Annotated in this window: 20 protein-coding genes and 1 tRNA gene; 16 read left to right on the plus strand and 5 right to left on the minus strand. The window is 39.5% G+C overall.

Annotation, left to right across the window (positions count from 1 at the left end; all coding sequences use genetic code 11):
• Positions 1 to 3: 3 nt before the first annotated feature.
• Both B4B65_RS07080 and B4B65_RS07085 read right to left on the minus strand, forming a co-directional pair.
• Entirely contained in the window at positions 4 to 1,488 is a 1,485-nt protein-coding gene (locus B4B65_RS07080; RefSeq protein WP_293914612.1) for an LptF/LptG family permease, read from the minus strand.
• Between the two features lie 86 nt (positions 1,489 to 1,574).
• On the minus strand, positions 1,575 to 1,952 hold the full coding sequence (locus B4B65_RS07085; RefSeq protein WP_201680367.1) for an START-like domain-containing protein: 378 nt from the start codon (positions 1,950 to 1,952) through the stop codon (positions 1,575 to 1,577).
• Between the two features lie 325 nt (positions 1,953 to 2,277).
• Here B4B65_RS07085 and B4B65_RS07090 point away from each other — a divergent pair.
• A tRNA-Met gene (locus B4B65_RS07090) sits at positions 2,278 to 2,351 on the plus strand.
• A gap of 149 nt (positions 2,352 to 2,500) precedes the next feature.
• Entirely contained in the window at positions 2,501 to 3,781 is a 1,281-nt protein-coding gene (locus B4B65_RS07095) for a phage integrase SAM-like domain-containing protein (RefSeq protein ID WP_293914613.1), read from the plus strand.
• Here B4B65_RS07095 and B4B65_RS07100 read toward each other — a convergent pair.
• Together B4B65_RS07100 and B4B65_RS07105 are read right to left on the minus strand one after the other, a co-directional pair.
• Positions 3,722 to 4,033 (minus strand): helix-turn-helix domain-containing protein, encoded by a 312-nt coding sequence (locus tag B4B65_RS07100; RefSeq protein WP_201680364.1) that lies wholly within the window; start codon positions 4,031 to 4,033, stop codon positions 3,722 to 3,724. The genes B4B65_RS07095 and B4B65_RS07100 overlap by 60 nt on opposite strands.
• A gap of 33 nt (positions 4,034 to 4,066) precedes the next feature.
• Entirely contained in the window at positions 4,067 to 4,798 is a 732-nt protein-coding gene (locus tag B4B65_RS07105; protein ID WP_002992922.1) for a LexA family transcriptional regulator, read from the minus strand.
• A gap of 162 nt (positions 4,799 to 4,960) precedes the next feature.
• On the opposite strand from B4B65_RS07105, the gene B4B65_RS07110 reads away from it, so the two are divergent.
• The 14 genes from B4B65_RS07110 (at position 4,961) to B4B65_RS07175 (ending at position 19,333) form a co-directional block, all read left to right on the plus strand.
• A complete protein-coding gene (locus B4B65_RS07110) occupies positions 4,961 to 5,218 on the plus strand; it encodes a hypothetical protein (RefSeq protein WP_293914616.1) in 258 nt (85 codons plus the stop codon).
• Positions 5,211 to 5,585: a hypothetical protein gene (locus B4B65_RS07115; protein WP_293914618.1), complete on the plus strand. Its 375-nt coding sequence runs from the start codon at positions 5,211 to 5,213 to the stop codon at positions 5,583 to 5,585. Before B4B65_RS07110 ends, B4B65_RS07115 begins: the two co-directional genes overlap by 8 nt.
• Positions 5,586 to 5,704: 119 nt before the next feature.
• Positions 5,705 to 6,484, plus strand: a complete 780-nt coding sequence (locus B4B65_RS07120; RefSeq protein ID WP_201680360.1) for a hypothetical protein — start codon at positions 5,705 to 5,707, stop codon at positions 6,482 to 6,484.
• On the plus strand, positions 6,484 to 6,771 hold the full coding sequence (locus tag B4B65_RS07125) for a hypothetical protein (protein WP_293914621.1): 288 nt from the start codon (positions 6,484 to 6,486) through the stop codon (positions 6,769 to 6,771). The genes B4B65_RS07120 and B4B65_RS07125 overlap by 1 nt, the downstream gene beginning before the upstream one ends.
• 201 nt (positions 6,772 to 6,972) lie before the next feature.
• Positions 6,973 to 7,896, plus strand: a complete 924-nt coding sequence (locus B4B65_RS07130) for a hypothetical protein (protein ID WP_293914623.1) — start codon at positions 6,973 to 6,975, stop codon at positions 7,894 to 7,896.
• A 2-nt stretch (positions 7,897 to 7,898) separates the two neighbouring features.
• Positions 7,899 to 9,065: a hypothetical protein gene (locus B4B65_RS07135; RefSeq protein ID WP_293914625.1), complete on the plus strand. Its 1,167-nt coding sequence runs from the start codon at positions 7,899 to 7,901 to the stop codon at positions 9,063 to 9,065.
• A gap of 47 nt (positions 9,066 to 9,112) precedes the next feature.
• Positions 9,113 to 9,487 carry a hypothetical protein gene (locus B4B65_RS07140; protein ID WP_293914627.1) on the plus strand — a complete coding sequence of 125 codons (375 nt, stop codon included), beginning with the start codon at positions 9,113 to 9,115 and terminating at the stop codon, positions 9,485 to 9,487.
• Between the two features lie 450 nt (positions 9,488 to 9,937).
• Positions 9,938 to 11,437, plus strand: a complete 1,500-nt coding sequence (locus B4B65_RS07145; protein ID WP_293914629.1) for a DEAD/DEAH box helicase — start codon at positions 9,938 to 9,940, stop codon at positions 11,435 to 11,437.
• Positions 11,438 to 14,017, plus strand: coding sequence for a bifunctional DNA primase/polymerase (locus B4B65_RS07150; protein ID WP_293914631.1), 2,580 nt, complete (start codon positions 11,438 to 11,440; stop codon positions 14,015 to 14,017).
• A 737-nt stretch (positions 14,018 to 14,754) separates the two neighbouring features.
• On the plus strand, positions 14,755 to 15,030 hold the full coding sequence (locus B4B65_RS07155) for a VRR-NUC domain-containing protein (RefSeq protein ID WP_293914633.1): 276 nt from the start codon (positions 14,755 to 14,757) through the stop codon (positions 15,028 to 15,030).
• 439 nt (positions 15,031 to 15,469) lie between these two features.
• Positions 15,470 to 15,916, plus strand: a complete 447-nt coding sequence (locus B4B65_RS07160; protein WP_293914635.1) for a terminase small subunit — start codon at positions 15,470 to 15,472, stop codon at positions 15,914 to 15,916.
• The gene (locus tag B4B65_RS07165) at positions 15,913 to 17,433 is read left to right on the plus strand and encodes a phage terminase large subunit (protein ID WP_293914637.1); all 1,521 of its coding nucleotides are present in this window, start codon (positions 15,913 to 15,915) and stop codon (positions 17,431 to 17,433) included. Before B4B65_RS07160 ends, B4B65_RS07165 begins: the two co-directional genes overlap by 4 nt.
• Before the next feature lie 29 nt (positions 17,434 to 17,462).
• Positions 17,463 to 18,944, plus strand: a complete 1,482-nt coding sequence (locus B4B65_RS07170; protein ID WP_293914639.1) for a phage portal protein — start codon at positions 17,463 to 17,465, stop codon at positions 18,942 to 18,944.
• A 191-nt stretch (positions 18,945 to 19,135) separates the two neighbouring features.
• On the plus strand, positions 19,136 to 19,333 hold the full coding sequence (locus tag B4B65_RS07175; RefSeq protein ID WP_293914641.1) for a hypothetical protein: 198 nt from the start codon (positions 19,136 to 19,138) through the stop codon (positions 19,331 to 19,333).
• A 68-nt stretch (positions 19,334 to 19,401) separates the two neighbouring features.
• On the opposite strand, the gene B4B65_RS07180 is transcribed toward B4B65_RS07175, so the two are convergent.
• Complete coding sequence (locus B4B65_RS07180; protein ID WP_293914643.1) at positions 19,402 to 19,533, minus strand: hypothetical protein; 132 nt, start codon at positions 19,531 to 19,533, stop codon at positions 19,402 to 19,404.
• Positions 19,534 to 20,054: the final 521 nt, after the last annotated feature.

A 20,054-nucleotide genomic window follows, 5' to 3' on the forward strand; every position in this document is an offset into this window, starting at 1 on the left:
TAATTATACTGAAGTACCCTGCTGGGGTATGTTTTTATCTTTAATAAACCTGCTTCTGATCCATTTCCATATGGATTGTGCCTTGAGTTTATACTGCTCAACATCGAATAGAGAAGAGTCTGTAGTAGATTTATAGGTCAAAAATATAGCCAACGGAGTAAGGACAATAATAGCCATCCACATCCCTGTCATCGGTGCTAAGCTCGCATCTTTTGCTGCTTTTTCGGATACCGTAGATATGATATGATAGATCAGGAAGAAGATAATTGCCATTACTACCGGAAGTCCCAATCCTCCTTTACGGATAATAGCGCCCAGCGGTGCTCCTATACCGAAAAGGAGTAAACAGGAGACTGCTAATGTAAATTTACGATGGAATTCCAATCTGTAACGGATATCTTTATCCCGGAATGCCTTGTACTCCAGTGTTTTATTGCCTAAGGTCTCTGTAATGTAACGGGATTGCGTCATGGCTGAACCTACAATCTGCCTGCGTTCTGTAGCAGGAACTACATCTTCGAGCAGATTCTTGAAAGGTTTTACTTTTGCAGGTATAACTTTCGTCCCCGGAGACCGGAAGTAATTGGAGTAATAATTATAATAATTTCGGATATCATGTTCAGCCATACGGCCTACACTGTCCATCTGACGGTGATTAGAATCTGTATACATCTTGAGCTGACGAAGATTCAACATGGCATGATGCGATTTGAACAGGTTTTCATCTGTTCGTTTCATCTGAAAATCGCCCATATCAAATTTTTGTTCGGTCTCTTTAAAATGAAAACGTACAAATTGCTTCCGTGGGTCATATGATTTACTGTTCTTTCCTTTTGACTCTTCGTACCGGATACCATCTTTTAATCTCAGAACCATGTAGCTGTTGTCCGGAGAGTTTTGTACAAATCCTTCTTTGGCTAGCAATACATTGTTGGACGAGCTACCGGATGTATGATCATAGATCATCAGTTCATTTAATACGGTACCGTCTTTACTTTTACTCTTTGCGCGGATGGCATATCCGGGAATGGTGTTGTTAAATATTCCGGGTTTGATAAGGAAATCGGCTTTCTTATTTCGGACATCATATAATAGCGATCCCATCTTCAGATTTACTACAGGTAATATATAATCAGAAAATAAAAAAGAACCTGCACTGAACAAGGCAACGAGAATAAACAGGGGAGTCATGGCTTTGCGAAGAGATACTCCGGCAGCTTTGATCGCTACGAGTTCATAACTTTCGCCCAGATTACCAAATGTCATGATCGAGGATAATAACATGGAGAGGGGGAGGGCCATCTGCATTTGCACGGCGCACTGGTAGCCAATGAGTTGCAGGATGACGTACCATTCAAATCCTTTTCCAATCAAATCATCAATGTATTTGAAAAGGAAAAGCATCAACAGCACGAACATCACAATACAAAATGTGACGATAAACGGCTTAATGAAAGATTGAAGAATTAATAAGTGAATTTTTTTCATTCGTCAGCTCCCTGTACAACCTATCACTATTAATTTAGAATAAATTGTAGCATAATATATTATTATGCTACAAAGATAAAGATTTTTTATGCTCCAATAACACTTTGGAGATATTCTATCTGATTGTCCCAGATTTTTTTCCGGTCCTCCAGATTATCTTCTTTAGCAAAATCAATAATTGATAATGCGACATCATTTGTCAGCTCATCCTGATTGATTTCCATTTCGAAAAAATAGGGTTCATCATCTAACCATTTGAACTTTACACTTTTGTTTTCTTTTGAAGCGATGAGTTTAGCTTTGTGGCTTTCATTATCCCATATAAATTCATAGGTGTTGTCACGGAAGTGAACTTCGTCAGCAAACCATTGTGCCAGCGCATTTGCCTCTTCCAAAAAAGGGAAAAGAATACGCGGAGACGAGTTGATGATATATTCGCGTTGAAATTTTACTTTTTCTTCCATACGATATTTTGCACTAGTTAGTTGTTTTTATTTTTGCCTGTCTACTGTTAAAAACCGTGCCATTCTTGTTTGCCAAGAAGGCCTTTAATCCTGCTTTTAAATGCAACAGATCACTCTCTTTTTGTAAGTATACAGATTTATTTTGTTTAAAAAAATAGAATAAGAATTTTATTAAAATAAATTTTTGAAATATTTTTTCTGTGTATTTTTTTCATTTTTAGGGATTTGTGCAGATGGATGTGTGTAATGATGAAAAAAAGCAGAAATTAAAGCTAAAATTACTTTGAATGTAAGTTGATATTGCTATATTTGCATACTCAAAAACGGCGGGGTAGCTCAGATGGTTAGAGCGCAGGATTCATAACCCTGAGGTCGGCAGTTCGATCCTGCTCCCCGCTACTACAAGGCTGATTGAAAAATCGGCCTTTTTTATGTATAACGTGCGTTTTTTGATAGGTTTTGTGAAGAATTCATTCTATTTACAGTGTTAGCTTTGACAACTTTTACTGTTAAAACAATTAGAATAAACTTTACAAATACTTTACAGCATGGCTACACTATCAGCTGTCATTCTTGACCATCATATAAAAAGCAATAAAACTGTTAATGTTAAAATTAGAATCGGGCAACATGGACAGTCGGTTTACATTGCTACGGATCTATACACAGACAGGAGGAACATTGACGCGCGAGGCAAGTTAAAGCCTGCGTATGTCGATAAGTACATATCTCCCATACTTAATAAATTTCGAGATTACCTCACCCAAGAAATTTCAAAGAGCTATTCTGCACAAAGAATTAAAGAGTACATTTTAAAAAAGGAAGAGCCGGTTCAAGCCGCAGAAGATATTGACTTCTTAGCTTTTTGTAATGATCATATAGAAGAATTGGTCAAGGATGGTCGATCTTCCTCAGCAGTGCCATTGCGATCCGTAGTTAACTCTTTAACCGATTACTTCAAAGGTATGCTAAATCCGGCAATGCTCACTTCAAAGATCCTTATCGCATATGAAACATATCTACGTAATGATAGGACCCTTGTGCGTACCAACCAGCATGGGAAAAAAGTGAAAATTGTAAGTTCTGGAATGACTGATGCTGGGGTCTTCAAGCACATGGCCAATTTGCGTATACTGTTTAATGCATGTAAATTCAAATACAATGATGAAGATATAGGAGAGATAATCATCCGAAATAACCCCTTCGTTAAATACAAGTTGAAACCAACACGGAATAAGAAAAAGCGAAATGCCGAAGTTGATCTTTTGATAAAGCTATATACTTATCAACCTGTGGGAAGAAGGGAGCGACTCGCAAAAGATATGTTTTTCCTCTCTTTCTTCTTGTGCGGTATAAATGCAGTGGATATTTACAAAAGCGATATGACTCCAATATCCGGAAGGCTAGGTTATAACCGAAGTAAAACTCAAGGAAAGCGAGATGATAGCGCGTTTATAAGTATTGCGGTTCCAGACGTGGCCGCAGCTTATTTTAAAGAATATAGAGGTACAATCGCCAAGCGATATAGTGATGCTAGAAACTTTACTAAAGCTCTAAATATTGGTTTGAAGCAGATTGGGGAAAAGTTAGGATTTATGCTAACTTTTTATTCGGCTAGACATTCATTTGCAACAGTCGCTCGAAATGATTGTAGATGTACTAAAGATGACATTGCTGATGCTCTCAATCATGTTGTTAATGGCATGGCCATGACAGATGGATATTTGGCAAAGGATTGGAGTATTGTGGATGAAGTTCAATCAAAAGTTTTAAAGTTTTTCTTCGATAAACTTAACGAGTCCTTCAAGCTTACTTTCTATTTGCATTAATTTTAATTCAAGCTCTGTAACTCTCATTTGCAGAGCTTTTTCTTTTACGTAACCATTCTCAGCTTGTAATAAATCGTCAATATTCATTCCAAAGGAAGCAAGAGCTGCAAGAACTTGAGCATTAGGTTCCATTGTGTCATTCTCAATTCTTGAAACTGTAGATTTATTGCCATTAAATTTTTCAGCTAACTGCTCTTGAGTAATGCCTTTTATCATTCGGAAGGTCTTTATTTTTTGTCCTTTTGTTGCCATATGTATTGTAATTTTATGTGTTATTTCTTGATTCTAATAATCCAACTCTCTCTTTATAACATTATAGATTTGTTTAACATCATCAAGATTGATTGTGAAATCAGGGTATTTCCTTTTATCCGGATTTAAGCTTGTTAGAGTTAAATCTCCTGTCTCTAGATTTTGATCCGCTATCTGCTTAACAACAATACCTTCTGTATTGTGAACAAAGATCCAGTTGGGCCACTTGTGACTATGAAGTTTACTAGTCCAATACTTACGATCGAGTTCTCTGCCAACTACAATAATTCCGCTTGGTATAGCTTCTTTTATATCTCCATTATCCATACTGTCTCCATATGTTTCAAAAGCACGGTAGTTTCCTTTTGCAGGCCTATCTGTAGTAAAATAGTGTACTGGTAATTCTTCTAAAAAATGTGTATCTGTATAGTCTGTTAAATAACCTGCTTGAGCATACATAGGAACTAATTCTACTTTCATCCGGAATCTGCCTGGTGAGATCTCAACAAGTTCGCTTACTTGATCTTCTTCTATTGATCCTAAATCAAAGGCATTTCCACCCATCGCATTGAGTGAATTTATCTCAGAAGGAGTCATCTTTAAAAACTCGATGATTCTAACTTTTTCATCGGTGCTTGGGTACACCTCATGTTTTAATCTATTTCCTAAAGTTACACGCGTCATACCTAAATAATTAGCCAATTCTTCAATTGTTATTCCGCGTTCTTTTAGGATTGATTTAATGTACAATCCTTGATTTTTCATCTTTCAAGTGTGTTTTAGCAAAAAATATTGTACAAATGATAAATAATATTTGCAAATGATAAATATCAATATTACATTTGTATTGTCAAAGTTTAACAAAAGTAAATAAAGTGTGTTCAAAATGCAAAAGAAATTTATCAATCATTCAAAATTAAGAATAGTATGGAAGCTATAACTAAGCCTACTTGGCCTCAATCATGGCGTGAAAAAATGGATCGAATGGAAATAGGTGAAAGTGAACCTGTGGACCAAAGGGTTGTAAAATCTGTAAGATACATCGCAAGCAAGCATTTTCACTCAGCGAAGGCACGAAGTAATAAGAGATTTACAGTAAAAAGGGATCCGACACATCAAGGAAAGTATAAAGTATGGCGGAAGGAAGATGATGTCAGAAAGGAAGGAGGCAAAAACAATGATTAGTTTACTAGCAACACAAGGTAGCGATGTAACACTTGTTGAGAATCAATCTACAATAGCAAAGGTTCTGCGGTCAATGGCAAAATTGACCGCTACCGAAATGTTGACTATGACAGGAGGTCTTAAACCATATATAAGTAAAGCTGAAGCTTATAAAATGTATGGAAGAGGAAAGGTAGATAAATGGATTTCAGATGGGCATTTGTCTATCAGTCAGGATGAAGTTGGGACCAGCAGTAAAATGAGAATCAACAGGGGTGAAATTGAAGCGTTGGCAGAAGCTGACGACTTATTAAGTTATCAAATTGAAAAGGATAATGAGTCCAGAGCTAAAGAAAAAATTGCTAAGTCAGGTAAAAGATCTGCTTAACGAAGTACATATCGCATTAGAAGATGTGCATGAAATTAAAGTTCAGTTGGGGATGACGGCAAACTAACCAACTGAATATTGTAAAACAGCCTAAAGGCTACACTTAACAAATATTTATTATGAAAGGACGAATTTCAACGGGAACTGTACAAGGTAGTACGTTGCCCGAAATCGGAAGAATTAAGGTAGGTATGAAAACCGAACGTGGTTTGCCTACATCATTAGACTATTTCCGGGCTACCGGAAAGTTCGCAACTCATTTCGCCTCGCTTGTGGGTGATAAGCCCACCGAATTGCACATTGCTTTTGTTAGTAATAATCTTAGTGAGGTGTGTAATGAGCAATTCGAGGCATGGGATAAAGGCAAGCGCCTTGGATGGGGAGACGGTTCGACCTTTACTGTTTGGAATCCTTTGGGAGGGAAGGACGGTAAAGGGGCATATGAAAGTGGGTTGCTTCCTGACGATCCAAAAGTCAAGGCAATTCGTAAGCATTTTGCACGGACGCTGACTTTACGTTTTGTATTGCTGAAAATGAAAGGTGTTCTTGGATACTGGACATTTCAAACGAAGGCCAAAGAGACAACGATCCCTAGTATTGTGAAAGCATTTGATATGGTGATGGAGCGTAGTGGAAGCATAATTGGTTTCCCGTTCTCGCTTGTGGTGGAGAAGGTGCAGTCGTACACTCCCGGTATGGCAAAGAACTATCCAATAGTTAAGCTTATCCCAAATTTCACAGAAGAAACTATCGAGCAGGTACGTGCCTATGTTGAATCGGGCGGTGAATTGAACCGATTAACCACCAACATGATCACCAGCGGAAGTTTGTTGCAGTTGGGTTCGGGAAGTGGTGTAGCTGTAGCAGTTGAGGATGTAGAAGCGGAGGAGGTGAAGTAATGGAATTTAAAGGAACACCAGGGCCGTGGGTGGCTGTAGACAACACTCATTTTTATGATGTTAAGACATCTGTGTTGGGCTCCGACTTAAGCGTTATGGCAATGCTTTTCGATGAAAAATTAAATCCAAGCCATTTATCAGATGAAAATAAGGCAAACGCACTACTAATAAGTAAAGCGCCTGAGATGCTGGAAATGCTAAATCATGTACTATCGCTAGCGCAATGCGGTAACATTGTTGAAGCCTACAAGATTGAAGAACTAATCAAATCCGCAACCCAAATCTAATACCCCATGTCAATTACATTCGAAAATATCAATACAGAGTGGTTCAACGATACCGCGTTGAGACTACCATCATATAAAGTAGGCCGCGTTAACTTCGGCCAAGGCCGATCATACATCCGGTTAAATGAGGATGGAGTGCCGGTCGAGAGTCCGCTACGGCTATACACCAGTCTCACCACTGCGATCAATGCTTGCGCACCTATGGAACAGCCATTGTTGGAGTGGTACGTTAAGCACGGGTTGAAAGAAGCTGGCAGACTGCTAGAGCTAAGCCAGCATTACGGCACATTGATGCACTTGGAAATAGGCAAGTTTCTGATCAATGGGCAATACGACTTTGATGCTGTTGAAACGGTGGTCGATGATTACCTAGCCGAAAACAGCTACTACCAACCGGACACGAAAGAATGGCCTGAAAAATTACGCAACGACCTATCTGCATTCATTCAGTTCTATTTGGATTACCAAATCGTACCATTAGGTATTGAATACGTCCTGCTAAGCGAGCGTGGCTATGGCACGTTGATCGACTTAGTTTGCAACATGACTATTCAAGTAGATGGCTACTCAGATACCGAGGTTTACAAGTCGGGTCCGAGAAAAGGCCAACCCAAAGAAATCAAAGTGGATAAAACCATCAGCGCTATCATCAATTTCAAATCCGGCCGTCATGGTTTCTACCGAACCAATGGACTGCAGCTTGAGGCGGAACGCCAATTATGGGAAGAAAACTTTCCGGATCTACCACTGGATGCCGCGTGCAACTGGTCGCCTAAAGAATGGAGAGGTGAAACGCCTACTTATAACTTCAAGGATTGGACAGGCGATATAACTACCTCCGAGGTTGATGCTGTTATGACGCTTGCTGATATCCGGTATGCTAGTAAGGCGGAGAGTAAAACGTACACTACCATTGGCGGGGTATTCTCAATAGCAGACCGTGGACAGGGATTATCAGGAGTGATCCGTAAAGAAGGGATTAGCGAATATGTGGGGCGCAAGTTCGGGCATGCTGAACCGAATATGGAGCCGATCGTTAGGCCTGCGGCTGTTAAGCCTTCCGCCGCCGCGAAACCCACCGAACCTGTGATTAATGAACCGACTGCTGAACCATTACCATTCTAGTTATGAGTACAACAACGCAACAAACAATGGCTATCATGCCGTTTACTCAAACAGACCTGCAAAATGCAGGCGCTGTTTATACAGCTGCGCAGGGTTTCTTAGATAAGTACCGTGCGAAGCAAATCGCTTTACTTGCCAAAGCCGCTGCCAACGGCGATAAACTTCCCAAGGAATTGGATGACGAGTTGATGAACTGGCAAGTTTCGGCAAAGAAAGCTGTTAAGCACGTCGAGGAGCAGCGCAAACCGTTTACGGAAAAGGCACATGCTTTCATCAAAGCTTTTACTGCTGTGGAGAACGCTCTCAGTAAGGAACTGTATGATCCAATTCAGCGCCTACGCAATACATCCGCAAGAATACACGCGCAAGAAGCTGCTGCAGCGAAGCAAAGGGAGCAGGCAGAGCTAGCCAAAAAACAAAAGCGAATTGATGATATCGCTGCATTGGAAACCCAATTGCGGAGTGGATATGCGGCCTATCTCTCTACCGTAAAGCAAACAATGCTTACTGTGTATTCAGGCGCAACAATTGAAACAATTGGAGAAGCGGAGGCGGCTATTTCAGGCTTTATTGGCGGAACACTTACAGAAGATGCTTGGGAAACCATCACCCTAATAGGTGATCAGGAGTTGATCAACGAAGTGCGTACTGCGGATAAGTTCACGGCGTGCGCTAATCATTTCAGTGCCGAGGTGACTAAATATGCTGAATATCTTCTTTCACTTATTCCTACCCGTTTAGCGGAATTGGAAGTCGGTGTTGCCGAAAGTAAAGCTGCTGGGGCACTAGCAAAGAAACAGCAAGAGGATGCTGCTGCGGCTCAACTAGCGGCCCAGCAAAAAGCCGATGCGGATTCCGCAAAGGCAAAGCAAGCTGCATCTGTCACTGTGATGGTTGCCCAGGCTAATCGCCAAGTGGAAGCACCGAAAGCAATTGAGTCATATACCGTTTCCGTTGCGTCTGTCGATGGATGGCGTGTGATCATTGATTACTATCTGAATAATGCCGGAGTCACGGCTGAAGGTTTAGGTAATGTCAAACTTGATCAAATGCGTGCATTCGCTGAGAAGCAAGCCAAAGCAACTGGTGAAATGGTGGAGCATGCTGATATTATGTATAAACCGAAGTATAAAGCGGTGGCTCGCGCTACCAAGAAAAAGGCGGCGTAGGAAACTGTTGTATCAATCTTAGCGTTATAATATTAAAAACAAAAAATATGTCAAACAAAACACTTACTGGCTCAATAGCCCTAACAAAATTAACTCAGGCAGTTATCGTAGACAAGAAAAATAAAGCAGGTGAAATGGTTAAATGCGTACTGCTTCCGATTGATGGAAACCATCTTACTTTGAAAGATGAAGCTGTTTATATGGATGTACGAGTCGTTATCCGAGAAGAAGCAGATCAGTACGGACAAAATGGTTTTATTGCAAAGTCACTCCCAACGGAAATTTATAATGCAAATAAAAGTAATACAGAATGGCTTAATTCAAATCAACCAATTCTTGGTAATCTAAAAGATTGGTCGCACGGTGGAGGGAATTCATCTCCTGCGACAACAATAGATGAAAACGACGATCTACCATTTTAATTTTTGATTAAAGGGAGATCTATTTCTCCCTTTTTTTATTGCTTAAATGTTTCCTTATTGATAACTTTAGAAACTTTGTGATTGTTTAATAGGACGGCAAACCTTCAATCTGAAGTACTTAACAAAATTTATTATGAACTTATTGAAACCTTACGAGTGTCCCCACTGTGGTGTGGAAGACGAGGCTAAATATGTATTCTCTGGTCCACACATTAAACAGGTGTGTAACCATTGCAATGCATACGTCAAATTTACTTCAAAACATCAAGTTCCAGATTCAACTGAAGTCAGATTAAGAATCTGGTCAATCACCAATCAAGATGTTAATGTAATATCTGAGGCAAAACAGGCATGCTTCTTCATTGAAGATCTAAGAGGAATCGAAAGAAATATGATGTATTGGCGTCTATATTTAGCAATTCGATTATACCAAAGAAAGGAGGTAGGGTCATGAAAGTTATGCTACCAACATTAAGACCATATCAATCTGAATTTGTAAAAAACTTAGCTGTTGCCCTGAGGGATCACCGGCGGGTCATTGCTTGCGCACCGACAGGATCCGGAAAGACCAAAATGTTTATTGACGTTGCTTACAAGTCAATTTCGAATGGCCGAGCCGTCGTTATCATCAGTGAGACAACTAAAATCTTTGATCAGATTATTGGTGAAGCAGGAGGGATTGAGATAGCCAACGGTAAAAAGCATGTTCATATCAAAGCCGGGCAACTATATATTGCAATGGCCCAAACACTCACGCGGCGCCCACTGATACTGGAGCAACTTGCGAAATTGGAATTTCCACCACTTATTATTGTCGATGAAGCCCATATTGGGACACCTTCGAATATTATCCGTCGTTTGATCGAGGTAAGTAATCCGTATATCCTTGGTTTTACCGCCACTCCCGATGGTAGAGTTGCTAAACATCTCACAGAGCTATATAATACTTGTGTTGTATGTTGCCAGGTAGACGAACTAATCCAACAAGGTTTTCTTTGCTCATATCAACATCTTGCACGCACTAAAGCTGATACCGATATCCTTGAGATGCGTAATGGTGAATTCACTGAACAATCCCAAACCGCAGCCTTTTCCACTTCGGCTGTGTATGATGGGATTTTTGAAGATCTTCGATCAGCGACATTCAAGAAGTGCATGATTTTCGTTTCGTCCATCAAACATGCGCGTGAAATGAATGAGCGACTACTTGCGGAGGGGTTTGCATCTGTAGAGTACCACTCCCAACTTGAGAATGCTTCCTATGAGTTGGCCAAATTCACTGAATTGGGGATAGCAAATATATGTGTGTCGGTAGCTAGTTTAACAAAGGGTTTTGATGCTCCATCTGTCGATTTGGTTATTCTCAACCGTGCAACAACTTCTTTACCTCTATATCTGCAAATGATAGGACGCGGAAGTAGACCGGTATGGTCAGCTGATGGTACACCAATTAAAACAAACTTCCGAGTTTTGGATTACGGAGGTAACTGGGAGCGACATGGACTTTACTTTGAGGATCGTGATTGGGGAAATATGTGGGAAGTAACCAAAAAATCAAAGAAAGGTGAGGGTGTAGCCCCTGTCGCACTTTGTCCTCAATGTGAGTCTATAATTTCTACAACCCAGCGTATATGTCAATATTGTGGAAATGAACGGCCATTGACTGAAAAGGAACTAGAGCAAGGAGAATTGGTGGAAGTTACCAGTCACTATACCTCTCTAGTTGGCAGAAAGATCAGCGAACTCACTCCGAATGAACTTGCTATTTATGCAAAGATGAAAAAGAAGCAGGTTTTTGCGACACGTGTGGCTAAAGCTAAAGAGCAAATGCACAAGGGCTTTCTTTCCGCATTCGGAGCTGCTATGGGATACAAGTCTACTTGGGTTGATATTCAATCTAGAATGATTGGATCAATGCCAATTGAATTTACTGACATACAATTACGTTAAATGCAAGAGCAAATAAGGATGGCTACTTTGTGGCCACAAATAAAACAGCTTATCGACGACGGGTGTTCATTGATCCCTGTTCGCGATAAAGATGAAGGGGAAAGGCCTGCAAAGACTCCTTGCATAAGCGCTTGGAAGCAATACCAAACCGAAAGGATGGATGAGGGTGCTTTATGGCAGGCTATGCAAACCTATGGTACTACCGCTGTTGCTGTTGTAACTGGAGAAGTTTCCGGCAGACTTGAGCTTATTGATATAGATAGTAAGTACGAGCCAGGTATCGAAGCACTAGTGCTGAAGGATATAGAAAAATTATACCCTGATCTATACCCAATACTTCGCATTCATGCGACACCTTCCGGAGGAAGGCATATCATTTACCGAATTGAGGATGGGGCTGTTGAAGGGAACCAAAAGTTAGCCGGACGTGAAGCTACAGAAGCGGAGCTGCAAGCGCAGCGCAAGAAGGGCAGGAAGCGCTTATCTACTCAGGTAAATTTCCTAGAGACACGCGGCGAAGGTGGGTATTTTCTTTATCCTCCATCTATGGGCTATTCTGTCATTCAGGATGTGCCTATACCTCAATTAACTTGGGAGGAGCGCTGCGGTATAATTAACCTATGCCGCTCATACAACCGTTTGGTAAAAATTGAACCGACTCCTAAACCAACCAAAAAGGAAGATGATTGGTACACGACCAACCCGTTTGAAGATTTTAACGAGAACTGCGATCCAGTTCAACTCATCGAGGAATTTGGATGGAAGCGCACCAAGCATTTTTCGGATAGGTTCTTTTGGTTCACGCGCCCCGGCAAAGATAAGGGAGTTTCCGCTTCATTTAATCGTAGTAAGCGAGTATTTTACATATTCACCAGTTCGACTGAGCTTGAGCCGACGCGCGGGTACAACCCTGCCAGTATTCTGGCCGAGCTTCGTCACGGAGGAAATAAGAAAGAGGCTTACCACGACTTAGTAAAAAGCGGTTACGGTAAAGTTAAGAGGCAAATTGAACAAGCGGTAATTAAAAAGGCGGCAATCAAAGGCACCGGCATTCCATCCAACTTTAGTGAGGAGGCAAAGGCAGATCACATCCAACTTGCTAAAAAGTACAGTGAGGATTATCCGCATGGCACGTTTTGGGAGTACAACAAGCAGGGGGATTTCGTTATCAACCTTGAAAATCTGCTCACTGTGGCTGTCGAGATTGGTTTCAGATCATTCAATGGGGCCATCGTGCAGGTCAATGGAAAGTTCGTTACAACTGTTGACGATGTTTATTTCTTCGATACGATAAAGGATTACATCAAAGAGGATAACGAAGATGTCGCCATTGAAATAAAGAATGTGTATGAGCGTTTCCTAAAAACTTACGGAAGCTTTATAACATCGAAACGTCTTGCAGCATTTGATGACGAGGATGTGCTTACGGATTCCGCGGATGCTTGCTACAAGTTTTATGCAAATTGCTTTGTTGAAATCACTGCCTCCCGTATCCGTGTAAATCCCTACGAAGAACTATCTGGATATGTTTGGTCGCATAAGATGTTAGATCGTGAATATCACATAGATCGGCAAGCTAGCAAGCTATACGAGCAATACCTTATCAATTCGACATCGGTAACAGGCACGATCGATACGAATGTTAAAAATATAATCGGATGGCTATGTCACGACTACAACTCCGCGGCCCGACTCTACATGGTTGTGATGACTGAACGTGTTCTCGATCCCAAAGAGGGTGGAGGATCAGGAAAGAACATTTTTGCGGGCCTGCTGGCTAATGTTATAGGTATGTCTACCGCGTCTGGAGCTATGGTAAAGTGGGATGATAAGTTTTTTGCAGTATGGAAGCCGGGCAACCGGCTATACTTCGTTCCCGATCTGCCGAAGGTCATCGACTGGACGTTTCTAAAGAATGCTATTGAGAACCCGCTAATAAATAAAAAGTACGATCGTGAGATATCGATCAATATGCAGGAAACACCGAAGCTCTTGCTCAATACCAATTATTCATTTGCAGATGTCGATGGGGGATTAAAACGCCGTATACGCATTGTAGAATTTACGGACTATTACACAATTAATGGCGGCGTGGACACTGTGCATGGAAAGTTATTCCCTGCCCCAGGTTCAAAGGGAGATTGGACGCAAGAAGATTGGAAGGGCTTTGATGATATGATCCTGCATTGCATTCAACATAATCTCGCCGCTAATGGTAAGATTGAGAGTGTTGATCTATCGGAAACCGGATGGATCAAGAAGTTCATCACCATGTATGGGGAGGATAACTATGATTTCATTCGCGACAACATCCAAAATTGGGTTAAATCGGATTATGTAAAAGCCTCAGATTTTCAGGTGCAATATGATAATCATATTAGCGAATTGAAGGAGCGTTATAAACTCGGTAAGAAGAAGTTAATGTCGGCCGTCAAGGAGTTTTGCGAACGGTACGATATTAATTTTGAACAAAGTATGGTAAAACGTATTGCACATGAAACTGTACGTACTCACATATTTACTGGGAATTGGGAACAATTCAATGTATATCTAGATGAGGATGACGGAATACCGTTTTAAATTGGCACCTGAAATTGGCAACTTTTGAAAACTTTATTTTACATTTAATTTTACAAATGATAAATAATTTATACATTTGTATCGTTGACCCAAGGGGTTGATAGGATTGGAGTATAAAGTAGCGGCCGTCGTCGGCAAAACTTCGGCCGCTTTAATCACACTTAACAATGTAATTTATTATGAACTCGCAAATTAACAAAAGTAAATCAATGTATTCACGATGTTTCTTAAATGATACTTTGAGAAACATTCACGATGAAGTTCCAAATACCTCTGATAAGGTTTTAAAGAGATGGAATGATCTAAAAATAATTTATGAATCATCCTTAAAGAAAGAAGACACTAAAGATGCAATATTAGGAATTATAATAATCATGCTATCGATACTCCTGCTTATAGGATTAATAATAATACTATCAATGATACATACTTAATACTAATCAATAATTCTTTGACGTGCCGTCATACTTCCCATAAGTATGGCGGTTTTTTGTTTTATCTTTTTAAGTTTTAATAAGTCAGCAGCCTACCTCTTTAATTATTTATTGTTATTAATTGTTGCTTTTTATGTTGCTTTTGTGCAATAAATGGAAACTATGCTTATTTTTGTGAGTATCAGGGAGGTCAAAGTACCTGGTTCATAAATTAAGTGTGTTATGTCAGAAATCCAGTTACAGTCTCAGTGCTTTCAGTGGTTGTGGAACTTTTATCCGCAAACACGTCGTAAGTTCTTCCACGTGCCGAACGGTGGTAGTCGCAATGCTGTAGAAGGTATGCAGCTAAAAGCATCTGGTGTTGTAGCTGGTATTCCTGACTGTGTGCTAATCCACAGGGGGAATGCTTACGGATTCGAAATGAAAACCCAATCGGGTATGGTTAGTCCAGAACAGCAAAAAGTACACAAGGTTTGGCAGGAGGATGGAACACCCGTTTACATCATTCGCTCATTAGAAGAGTTCCAGTCTGAAATCTTTACCATAATCGGTGAACCAAAAAAGGAGATAGCAGCATGATAAATCCAGTCATTTCTCAATATCTTTTGCTTAAACATCCTGAAGTATATAATGAGTTGGCTATAAACTTAAAGAGCAAGCCGTGCTCTTTAAATCAGTTAATCAAAATACACAGTTTCTCTAATCAAATAAGTGATGATCCCTTTTATCAAAGATTATATACCATATGTACATCTCTAATTTTATTTTCGCCGGAGACAATACATGCTGAGTATAGAGTTAAATCAGGAGTTATAAAATCGCTTGCCGAAATAATGGGCGTATCAAAGCAAGCCTTATCAAGCAAGATAAGTCAGTCTGTGCATTACTACCTCAACGTAGCGAGGGTTCGGGAGGCTGTGGATTATATTGTGAAGGAGGTAAGAGGAGATGAGTGAGGAGGATGACCTAGATAAAAAGTTCACTATAGTTCACCATAAAGTTGTGGAGGATATAATCTATGACTGATAAACAATTAAAATTTGTTGAAGCGTATTTGCTTAATCCAAATGCTAAAGACGCGGCAATATCTGCAGGCTATTCTGAAAAAACTGCAAAAGAGAAAGGTTACCAACTTTTGCAAATACCAGAATTGTCTGAAATAATAAAATCTCGTCAGGCTATCATCTCTGAAAAAACAGGAATTGATAAAGAATGGGTTTTAAATCGGTTCAAAGAAATCTCAGATAGATGCATGACTGTTGAACCTGTAATGATAAAAGTTGACGGTGAATGGGTAGAGTCAGGAGAGTATCAATTTGATAGTGCAGGAGCAAATAAAGCTACTGAAATGATCGGAAAACACATCGGCTTCTTCGAAACTGACAATAAGCAAAAGCAATCTCAAATTGATGTTAACGTATTATCGGATGAAACTATAAACGCTTTATTAAAAGCCAAGAAATGACCCAAGAAGCAATCGACATATTAAGCAACCTTGATATTACCAAAATTCAGGGAGTAGCCTTCAAAAGAGGGCTATTTGAGTTTATAGTCGATACTCCAAAAGGAAGGCACGAGAAGCAGGAGCAAGCTTTAAGGATACTGACAGATAATACTACCGAAGAGTTTTTGTATGGGGGCGCGGCAGGTGGGGCAAAATCCTGGACTGGCTGTTGTTGGTTGATGTTCCAATGTTTGATTTTCCCTGGAACTCGCTGGTTTATTGGTAGGGAGGAGCTAAAACGTATCACTGAGTCTACATTGATTACATTCTTTAAAGTTGCTAACGAATATGGCATTTTAAATGGTGTTGATTTCAAGTATAATGGGCAAAAGAACTTTATTCAATTTGCAAATGGTAGTCGTATTGATTTACTCGAATTAAAGTTTAAACCGAGTGATCCATTATATGAAAGATTTGGCTCAACTGAATATACTGGTGGTTGGATAGAAGAAGGTGGTGAAATTGATTTCGGTGCGTATGACGTTTTGAAGACTCGTATCGGGCGCCAGCACAACGAACGATACAACCTTATTGGTAAGCTTTTTATTACTTGTAACCCGAAAAAAAACTGGATGTATACATTATTTTATCTTCCAAATAAGAGAAGGGAACTTCCAGTACACATGAAGTACCTTGCTGCCTTTGTTCAAGATAATCCTCATATCGACGCTGGTTATGTAGAACGTCTTAAAAGAACAAAGGATAAAGCTAAAAAAGAGCGCTTGCTAAATGGTAACTGGGAGTATGACGACGATCCAAACGCAATGTGCAAGTATGATGACATCATTGCTATGTTTTCTAATGAACATGTTTATTGGTCAGCAAGGAACGCTATCAATGCTCCTAAATACTATTTAACAGCTGACATAGCCCGTTTTGGTTCAGATAAAGCCCGTATTGGTGTTTGGTGGGGTTGGATATTAGTAGAACGACATTCTTTTGATAAATCTGCGACTACAGAATTACAAGCATGCATCAACGCTATGAGGGCTAAATATAATATTCCAGTTCACCAGTGTATTGCTGATGAAGATGGAGTTGGTGGAGGTGTGGTCGATGCGTGTGGCATCCTTGGTTTTGTAAACAATGCTAAACCGATAGTTACAGATGATGCAAAGGAAAATGAAAATAGGTTCTACGGCGATAAGAGGAAGGAGCTACCGCAGATAGAGAATTATCAAAACCTTCAAACTCAATGTGCGTATCTACTCGCCGATTATATTTCAGGGCATAAAATTTTATTACAGTGTATTGATGATGAAATTGAACGTCAAGAGATACAAGAGGAGTTTTCTTGGTTGAAAACATATAAATCTGATCAGGAGGGAAAATTAAGGATCCTGCCTAAAGATGAGATTAAAAAGCAAATTGGAAGGTCTCCGGATTGGAGGGATCTTATTTTAATGAGAAAGTATTTTGATATAACGTCAGATAATACAGTTGTTTTTGACGACTCAATAATAGGAATGTTTGGATAGACACCGCGGTGTACAGTAAAGATAAAGTTATGGCAAAAGAAAGTAAGGTGGCAACTGCTGCCATTGATCCAAAGATAATTGAAGAACTAGGTAAGGAGTCAGCTCCTGCTTATGAGGTGAAGAAGGAAACTGATATAAAGGAGCACAATATATATGATGAGCAACTGAGGAAACGCAAGACAGTAGTCAAAAAAGTAATAGGGCCTGATGGTAAGACTGTGATGATGGCAGATGGAATAACGCCAACGACAACCACAACATACGTCGATCCCGCTCGACTTCCTTTAGCGTTGCAGGAGATCATAGTTACCAGAAGGGTTGCGTTTATGAACTTGGGTAAAACGAGGCTATATGCGGAGCCGGCCAAGGGTGCCCAGGAAAAAGCTTTCAACCTATTGCAGCGTTTGAGGGAAAATAATAAGGTAAGTTATAAAGAATCTGAGATTGCTAAGCTGTTGAACAAGGAACTTCAGGTTGCCAAGTTGTGGTATTCTAAGGTGACTGATGACGCAAGCCACTGGGGTGGCATAAGCAATGTTGCTGTTGATTATAAAATGCAGATCTTAGCGCCAAGCAAAGGCGATACGCTTCTTCCAGTGTTTGATGCAAATGGTGATTTGACTTATTTCGGTAGGCAATATGATCGTCGTAAGTCTTTGGAAGAACTTGCCGGAGAAACCAGTGGTGGGGACAAGACAGTGAAGTGCTTTGATATTTACAGCGCTGATCGTCTACTGAAGTTTGAGCAAGGAGGATCCGGCGGAGGAGGTGAAGGTGGGTGGACATTAGTTGCAACAGTGGATTTGCCATACAAGAAGCTTCCAATTATCTACTACTCCAAAGATACCCCGATTTGGGCCAATGTGCAACCATTGATAGAACGATTGGAAACAGTGATATCAAACTTTGCCGATACTAACGATTACCACGCTTCTCCGACTTTAGTGTTCAAAGGTGCAACGGGTGCCCAAGCCCAGGAGAAAGGGGAGAGCGGAAAAGCTGTATTACTGACTGGTGAACATGCTGATGCTAAGTACGTAACTTGGGATCAGTCAGTTGAAGCAGTTGAATTGGAAATTGATACATTGGTGAACTTCATCTACTCTCTGACCCAAACCCCAAATATTAGCTTTGAGGAAATGAAGGCATTAGGCGATCTTTCAGGTGTTGCATTTGATCGGGTGTTCCTTGATGCACACTTGGCTGCAAGCAATGAGATTGATGGGGGATATGGCGAGCTATTACAGCGTAGTGTTAATTTGGAGAAGGCTCTATTAGCAAGTATGGACACAGGACTTACTACTGTTTTGCAAGAGTTAGCTGTTACGGTGGAGGTACCAAGGTTCAAGCTCGACGATTTGGATGCTGATGTTGATCTTGCAATCAGAGCTAAGGACGGTGGATTAATTTCAGCGGAGACTGCTATTGGAATGTCTGGGTTAGTTACAAATGTGCAAGAGGAGATAAAAAGGATTAAAGAAAGAGGTGTTATTAGTAATAATAACCATTAATTTTGAAATAGAAAATGTACATTTTTTGTGAATTATTTATTTAGATTTGTTCTAAATTGAAATTTTAACTATTTTTGTGATCTTAATTGAACACAATTTTCGAATTATTACGTTTACTTTGTAAAGAAAATACTTAAAAATCCAAAAGGCAATCTTTGAGATAAATAAAAGTATTTGTAAAAGTTTAATAAATGTCAAAAGATAAATATACCCATATCGCGAAAATCTATGGCATACCATGTTATTTTAATGAAGAAAATATGGCCATAGAAGGTACAAATTGGTTTTATGAAAAATTAATCGATTTAGCTATTTATCTTGATACAATTTTAAAAATTAGTGATGGATTTTATATCACTGATATGCATGAAATAAATAAAGCCGATTAAGTTGACAAAACAAAATCGACCTCTTAGTAATTAGACGGCACATCAATTACTTAGAAACTCTATCCTTTTTAGTCTTTTAATTCGACTTCAAAGCGGTAGAGTTTTCCTTGTGGATGATACTGCCTTTTACCATCTTTACGAGTGATGTAAGGCGTATAGACAACTTTGTATCTTTTACCGTCTTTTTCAATGATTTCCATTGTTCATATAACCCCCTTTCTTTTATGTATTACTAAGGCATGGAAATATTTGGTTCGACTTAGAAATTAACCAAAACAGCTTTGTCAATACTGCTCCTTTTATGATCTTCTTTTTGAATTATTTGTAGCTATTTCGCAATTCTTTGTGAAAGAAATTCTTAAGTGAATGTTTCTCTAAATTGTTATATTCAAGTTTTAGATCGTTTTTAGAACGGGAATATGATATTTCAATCAATTAAACAAATATAGTACATTTATGTATAATGTTGATATAACATTTTTCAACAATTCACAATTTATATTTATTTGCGGATTTTAGACTACAAAAAGCAATGTTGGAATATTAATATTATAATATTTAAATTATAAAATCAATGGTTTTCAGTCAAAGAATTATAGAATTAGCTCAGAGTGGCTAAGGTGAAGCCATAAACTCGCAAGAGGGTAGCCAGTCCCTCACTTGTTATCAAATAGTCTTTTCATAATTTAGGTTTATAATTGGTTATTCCGTGGGGATTCCT

It is taken from the genome of Sphingobacterium sp. UBA5789, assembly GCF_002418355.1.
In the GTDB taxonomy this organism is placed as follows: domain Bacteria; phylum Bacteroidota; class Bacteroidia; order Sphingobacteriales; family Sphingobacteriaceae; genus Sphingobacterium.

Coding starts and splice junctions, on each gene's coding strand:
- B4B65_RS07080 (WP_293914612.1), bottom strand. CDS start 1,488: ATGAAAAAAATTCACTTATTAATTCTTCAATCTTTCATTAAGCCGTTT.
- B4B65_RS07085 (WP_201680367.1), bottom strand. CDS start 1,952: ATGGAAGAAAAAGTAAAATTTCAACGCGAATATATCATCAACTCGTCT.
- B4B65_RS07095 (WP_293914613.1), top strand. CDS start 2,501: ATGGCTACACTATCAGCTGTCATTCTTGACCATCATATAAAAAGCAAT.
- B4B65_RS07100 (WP_201680364.1), bottom strand. CDS start 4,033: ATGGCAACAAAAGGACAAAAAATAAAGACCTTCCGAATGATAAAAGGC.
- B4B65_RS07105 (WP_002992922.1), bottom strand. CDS start 4,798: ATGAAAAATCAAGGATTGTACATTAAATCAATCCTAAAAGAACGCGGA.
- B4B65_RS07110 (WP_293914616.1), top strand. CDS start 4,961: ATGGAAGCTATAACTAAGCCTACTTGGCCTCAATCATGGCGTGAAAAA.
- B4B65_RS07115 (WP_293914618.1), top strand. CDS start 5,211: ATGATTAGTTTACTAGCAACACAAGGTAGCGATGTAACACTTGTTGAG.
- B4B65_RS07120 (WP_201680360.1), top strand. CDS start 5,705: ATGAAAGGACGAATTTCAACGGGAACTGTACAAGGTAGTACGTTGCCC.
- B4B65_RS07125 (WP_293914621.1), top strand. CDS start 6,484: ATGGAATTTAAAGGAACACCAGGGCCGTGGGTGGCTGTAGACAACACT.
- B4B65_RS07130 (WP_293914623.1), top strand. CDS start 6,973: ATGGAACAGCCATTGTTGGAGTGGTACGTTAAGCACGGGTTGAAAGAA.
- B4B65_RS07135 (WP_293914625.1), top strand. CDS start 7,899: ATGAGTACAACAACGCAACAAACAATGGCTATCATGCCGTTTACTCAA.
- B4B65_RS07140 (WP_293914627.1), top strand. CDS start 9,113: ATGTCAAACAAAACACTTACTGGCTCAATAGCCCTAACAAAATTAACT.
- B4B65_RS07145 (WP_293914629.1), top strand. CDS start 9,938: ATGAAAGTTATGCTACCAACATTAAGACCATATCAATCTGAATTTGTA.
- B4B65_RS07150 (WP_293914631.1), top strand. CDS start 11,438: ATGCAAGAGCAAATAAGGATGGCTACTTTGTGGCCACAAATAAAACAG.
- B4B65_RS07160 (WP_293914635.1), top strand. CDS start 15,470: ATGACTGATAAACAATTAAAATTTGTTGAAGCGTATTTGCTTAATCCA.
- B4B65_RS07165 (WP_293914637.1), top strand. CDS start 15,913: ATGACCCAAGAAGCAATCGACATATTAAGCAACCTTGATATTACCAAA.
- B4B65_RS07170 (WP_293914639.1), top strand. CDS start 17,463: ATGGCAAAAGAAAGTAAGGTGGCAACTGCTGCCATTGATCCAAAGATA.
- B4B65_RS07175 (WP_293914641.1), top strand. CDS start 19,136: ATGTCAAAAGATAAATATACCCATATCGCGAAAATCTATGGCATACCA.
- B4B65_RS07180 (WP_293914643.1), bottom strand. CDS start 19,533: ATGGAAATCATTGAAAAAGACGGTAAAAGATACAAAGTTGTCTATACG.